5 protein-coding genes and 1 pseudogene are annotated in these 5304 nt (G+C 66.9%); all 6 read right to left on the bottom strand.

Annotated features, from left to right (window positions below):
- On the bottom strand, window positions 1–1385 hold a 1385-nt coding region (locus CKO23_RS23750), incomplete at its 3' end, for an alpha/beta hydrolase (protein WP_242482698.1).
- Window positions 1386–1411: 26 nt separating this feature from the next.
- Window positions 1412–2641, bottom strand: coding sequence for an HlyD family secretion protein (locus CKO23_RS23745; protein ID WP_200335848.1), 1230 nt, complete (start codon window positions 2639–2641; stop codon window positions 1412–1414).
- 3 nt (window positions 2642–2644) lie between these two features.
- Window positions 2645–3088: a hypothetical protein gene (locus CKO23_RS23740; protein WP_200335847.1), complete on the bottom strand. Its 444-nt coding sequence runs from the start codon at window positions 3086–3088 to the stop codon at window positions 2645–2647.
- A gap of 328 nt (window positions 3089–3416) precedes the next feature.
- The gene (locus CKO23_RS23735) at window positions 3417–4223 is read right to left on the bottom strand and encodes a DUF3313 domain-containing protein (protein ID WP_200335846.1); all 807 of its coding nucleotides are present in this window, start codon (window positions 4221–4223) and stop codon (window positions 3417–3419) included.
- A 192-nt stretch (window positions 4224–4415) separates the two neighbouring features.
- Window positions 4416–4985, bottom strand: coding sequence for a copper-binding protein (locus tag CKO23_RS23730; protein WP_200335845.1), 570 nt, complete (start codon window positions 4983–4985; stop codon window positions 4416–4418).
- Window positions 4986–5088: 103 nt separating this feature from the next.
- A pseudogene (locus CKO23_RS23725) lies at window positions 5089–5304 on the bottom strand (hypothetical protein); the annotation flags it as partial.

Below are 5304 nucleotides of genomic sequence, written 5' to 3'. Positions count from 1 at the left end.
GTCTTGATCAGCGCCCGCCCCGGCTCCCCCAACTGCTTGTCGTAGCGGATCAATTCGATCAGATCGGAGCTGACCTGCGGATTGGTGGTGAAGTAGGAGTGGCCGAACAGGTCCGTGCGCTTGCCCTGGTAGGAGATCAGATCGATGCGCCCGACCGTCTCGAAGTAGCGCTGGGCCTTGTCCGGAATGTCCTCGGGTCGGAGCTGACCGACCCGGTTGCGACTGCGGAACAGGATGCGGGAGACCAGCAGGGCGCGGTCCTCCGGCGAGGCATAGATGGTCAAGCGACCCTGAAGCACGCGCGGCAGCCGCGCCTCCGGCCAGACCGTCATGAGCTCCGGATCGGAGAGGAAGCCGGTGATCTCCTGACCGGCGATGTCCACGTCGATGTCGGGCGAGAGCAGCACCAGGTTGTCGATCTTGTAAAGGTTCACCGGTTCCTTGCCGGCGGCGATGGCCTCGCGCACCAACTCGCTCACCGCCCGCAAGGTCAGCGCCGTGCCGCGACTGTGGGCAAGCAGCTGCAGCCGCTCGACCCCCGGGGTGCTCGCGAGCGTGCGGATGGTCTTCTTGAGATGCGCGACGGCGTAGTCGGCGGACTCCGTGGTGGTGGTGTAGGAGATCAGGAAATTGCCCGTGGTCGAGGCCGGCCAGGTGAAGAAGGCGCAGACATCCTCGCGACCGAGGAAGTGGCAGAGCTCCGCGGCGGTATAGGCAGCGGTCGTGAAGGTCTCGTTGAAGCCATGGACGTAGAGCATGACCTCCTTCTTGGGCGCCTGCGCGAGCCTGCGTTCCACCTCGCCCTGGAGCTTGGCCTTGGCGTCGAAGTGGCGCGCGAGTTCGGCACGGTCGCGCAGGGTCTTCCCGTCCGGACCCTTGGAGATCTGGTAGGGCTCATCGGGAAAGGCGCCCAATTCGCGGACCTGGCCCAGCTCCAGGTTGACCTCCTGGGTGCGCTCGGCGAGTTGGCTCTGCGCGCGCAGCGTACTCCAGTCCAGCGCCGGCACCATCCGCACCTGGGCGGAGCCGAAGGCGATGTGCTTGGCACGCTCTTGGCCGTAGGGCAAAGGCGACGCGTCCTTGGCGTGCGCCTCGAACTCCGCGGGTGTGGGCGGGGCGCGATCGGTGATGAAGAGCAGATCCAGGTCCGGGCTTTGTCCCTCACGCTGGCGGGCCTCCACGGCCGGATCGAACACCGGCTGCCCGTCCGGCAGCTGGTACAGGATCGGAGTTGGCATCAGTTGACGCGCGCTGGTGGCGCAGCCGCCGACCAGAAGGGCGGCCAGGATCGCGGCGCCGGCCTCGATGCGACGCTGTTGCATGGCGGTCGGAACACGGTCGGCGCGGTAGCCGGCGAGCCGGTCGAACATCGGAATGGCGTTCATGCGGATTCACCTCCGGATCATCGGAATCAATGCCCGCCCAGCACCAGGGTCTGGATCGGCAGCAGCAGCGCCTGAATGCGCAGGATCATGGCATGCACCAGGCCGACGGTGTCGATGGCGTGCAGACCGAGCCAGCGCCAAGTGCCGATATCGGGATCTTGCAGGGCCTCGTGGTTGTTGGTGTAGGCGTTGGCGATGCAGCTTCCGCCCTGCGGAAGGTCGTCGAGCTGGCCGGCGTAGAGCGGCTCCATGATGACCGTGAGGCTGCCTGGGCGCGCGAACTGCTGGGCATCCATCAGCGCGTCGGTCGCGCGCACCTGGCCGGAGGCGATGACGTCCTGCACCTCGGTCACGACCACCGGGACGATCTGCCAGGGCTTGGCGATGCAGGTCACCTCGCCGATCATGCCCACCTTCAGCACCTGCGCCTCGATCTGACCGAAACCGGCCATGAGCCCAGTGAACTTGCGCTCCGGCACCAGGATGCCGGCGGGGCGCACCATGGGGTTGACCACGTCGCCGGGGCGCAGCGCGAACTGCTGCACGATGCCGTCGGTCCCGGCCACGACCAGAGTCTTCTTCAGGTCCACCTCGGCCTCGTGAAGCGCCGCCTCGGCGCTCGCCTTCTGGGCCGGGAGTTTGAACTTCATTTCCGACACCACCGCTTCGCGGCTCGCCAGGGCCGCGTCGAGCGCACCCTGCTGGGTCTCGACCTGCACGCGCATCCGTCCAACCTCACGCTCGGCGATCGATCCGGCACTCTTGCGGTTCGCCTCCGAGCGGGCTTTGAACTCGTCCATGGCCTGCTGGAGCGCCCCGCGCGCCTGGACGATGCGACCGTCCGCCTCGGCGAGCTGGGATTTGGCCACGACCATGGCGGCGTCGATCTCCGCGATCTTGCGGTGTGCCGTTTCCACCGTCGCCTCCTGTTCGGTGCTGTCGAGCCGGAACAGGGGCTCCCCGGCCTTCACCCGTTGATTGATGTCGACGTAGGTCTCGGTGACCCGACCCTTGGTCTCCGGCATCACGGTCACCGTGCGGAACACCGAGGTGGCGGCGTTGGTCGAGGGATGGAAGTAGAAGATGGTCGTGATCAGGCTCAGGGTCAGGATCACGCAGAGGGTGATGCCCCAGCGCAGCTCGAACCAGACGGAGAAGAGGTTGATCTCCTGCCCGAGCCGCTTGCCCTGCACGAAGCGGCGAAAGAGGAAGTCCGGCAGAACGGTCAGCATCGAGCACAGCAAGAGTTCCAACATGGCTCAGGCCTCCCGCGGCTCGGTCGGCTGATGGACGGCCGGTGTCGTCTCTTCCGGTGCCGGCGCTTGCGGCGGTGGTGCCGGCGGCGCGGCGGTCGGCTCCGCGCCGTCGGCAATGCGCGCGAGCGAGCGCGCCATCGACGACAGCGGCGTGGTGAAGTCCGGCAGCGGGATGAGGGCGAGCAGCAGCCCGGCGATCCAGAAGGCGTGGTTGTGGGTGAAGAGCGCCAGCAGCGCCAGCACGGCGACGAGTTCGAACTGGATCTTCTGGCCGCGATGCGCCAGCTGCTCCGGCAAGGCATGGAGCTTGAAGTAGAAGAGGCCGATGCCGATCACGGCAAGCAGCACGAAGACGGCCATCGCCACGAAGAGCACGTCGGTCTCGCCCGGCGCCGTGACGAAGGGGGGCAAGTGATGGATCGCGGCTGGGTGTAGCGGGTCCGCCATCGGCGAATCTCCTGAATGGTTGTTGATGTCAGGTGCCCCGGCAAGGACGCGGACACCGGGCCGCAGCCACGGGATCCGAGATCCGGGATCGGCTCAGGCGAATTGCGGTAACGCCCTCACCCAAGAACACGCGGCTCGGATGGGCAAAGTCCGTGCTTGGAGTTCGAGTCTAAACCCGGCGCCGCGCGGACGTGCCCATCCTGCAAGGCCTGGCGCACGAATGATGGGCACGCCCGTCGGTCCTCAGCGCCCCGAACCAAGCGCACCGCGCGGGCTTTGTCCATCCCGCGGGATCGTGCCCGCCGCTGCGTCGCTTCCCGGAAGACACCTAAGGCGCCGGTGCCGCAGCGCGCAGCGCGGCCAGGCGCTCGGCCGTCAGGGTCGCCCACTTGTCGAAGGCGTTCTTCGCGTAGGCCCAGCTCTGGAAGGAGTTGACATAGCCGCTCGCCCAGGTCTGCGCCGCGCCGGCGGCCCCGGCGTCCAGATCCGCCGCGTACTTGCGGCCGATCTCGGTGTCGCGGCACTCGGCGAGGACGGTCCCGGAGGCGCCGTCGACGAACTGCATCTCCATGGCGGTCTCGCCGAGATAGGGCGTGGAGCCGGCTGGCCGGCCCGTCGCCACGCCGGAGCCCGCCTCGGCCACGAAGGCATAGGGAACCAGGGTGCCGGTCACGCTGCGGCTGACCTGGGTGGGAACCAGATTGGTCAGCGCGATGCGCAGGCCAAGCACCCCCCGCCCCGGTTTGTCGACCACCTTCATCTGAGGCGCGAGCGCCTTGGCCATGGCGCCATGGAAATAGTCGGTGAGGGTCTTGAGGTCGGTCGGGTCGATCTCCTGCTGCTGCCCCGGCTTCAGACTGACCTTCATGCGTGCGATCAAGACCTTGTCATACTGCTTGACGTCGAGATTCGGCGCTCGCCAGCACTGGATGCCATCGGCCCAGGAGACCGGCTTGAGGCGCCCATAGTTAGAAAGGAAGCCGCTCTGCGTCAGGCGCGTCGGATCGCTGGCCGTGACGCCCGCGCCGCTCCCCAGGAGCGAGGTATCCGTGGTCGCGCAGCCAGCCAGCAGCAAGGCCGCGGTCACGGCCAAGCCGCGCGTCCAGGCCGTTGCGATAGCGCTCTTGTCTATCATCGGTGGTGTTTCCTTGGTGAATGCCGATCAGATCCGTGGTCACTCCAACAGACCGGGGATGAATGCCAGGATGGCGAGAGGCTCCTGGTGAAGAGGCCCGCTTTCTCGACCCCGAGGCGAGGCCTGGCCTCACGCGTCGGGGTGCGCCGCGGTCACGAAGCTGGCGCTTCGTGACCGGAAAACCGGCCGCGGCTAACGGAACTTCACCTCTCCGCTGATGGCACGCATGTAGGTCGCGCTGACGCTGTCGCCCGGCGCGACCGAATCGAGCACGGCCGGGTCCTTGACCTTGAAGGTCATGGTCTTCTCCGGCGCCATGATGGTTACGCTGGACTTCGCCTTGTCCACGGCCTGCACGACGCCCGTGACCGTCAGGGAGTCGACCATCATGCCGGCCGGCTTCTCACCGGGATCCCGCACCACCGTGGACTGGGTCTTGACGCCCATTGTGCCCGCGTCGGCGCCCTTGTGGAGATCGACCAGGATGAGATCGGTCTGGGTGATGGTCAGCTTGTTGCCGATCTTGATCTCATCCAGGCGCTGGACCTCATCGGGGACATGAAGTACCTCGAAGCGTCCCTCCGGGGTCTCGATCGTGAGCATGCGTTTCTCTTGATTGACCACCGTCACCGTGCCGGTGAGTTCGGTGGAGACGGCGGCCCCCGCGACTGGCTCGGTCTGGGCGTGCGCCAGGGGCAGGGCGCTAGCCAGCGACAGGCTCAAGGCGCAGGCAAGGTGCATTGGGCGTTTCAGTGTCGTCATGGGATGGCTCCTCAGGGTCTTGGGTCAGCGGGAAAGCGCCGCCAACGGGCTCGCTGGCGGCGGGATTCAATCGACCTCGGGTCGATCTTTCGTTGGGGAAACGTCAATAGGGCGAGTTGACGACCACGTACTGGACGCTGCTCCCGGCGTACTGCGGCCGATACCAGGTCGAGCCGCATTGCTGATAGGTGACCCCATTGGCCGAGACCGTGGTGCAGGACGGTGGCAGGGAGTAGATGATCGAGCCGACCACCGCCGCCGTGGTCGCGATGGCGACGCCGGTCGCGACCGGGTGATTCCAGGCGCGACCGGCGTCGCC

Origin of the sequence: Thiocystis violacea (genome assembly GCF_016583565.1) — a bacterium.
In the GTDB taxonomy this organism is placed as follows: Bacteria; Pseudomonadota; Gammaproteobacteria; order Chromatiales; family Chromatiaceae; genus Thiorhodococcus; species Thiorhodococcus violaceus_A.
Note: the sequence above shows the minus strand (reverse complement) of the source record. Positions and strands in the feature narration are given on the sequence as shown.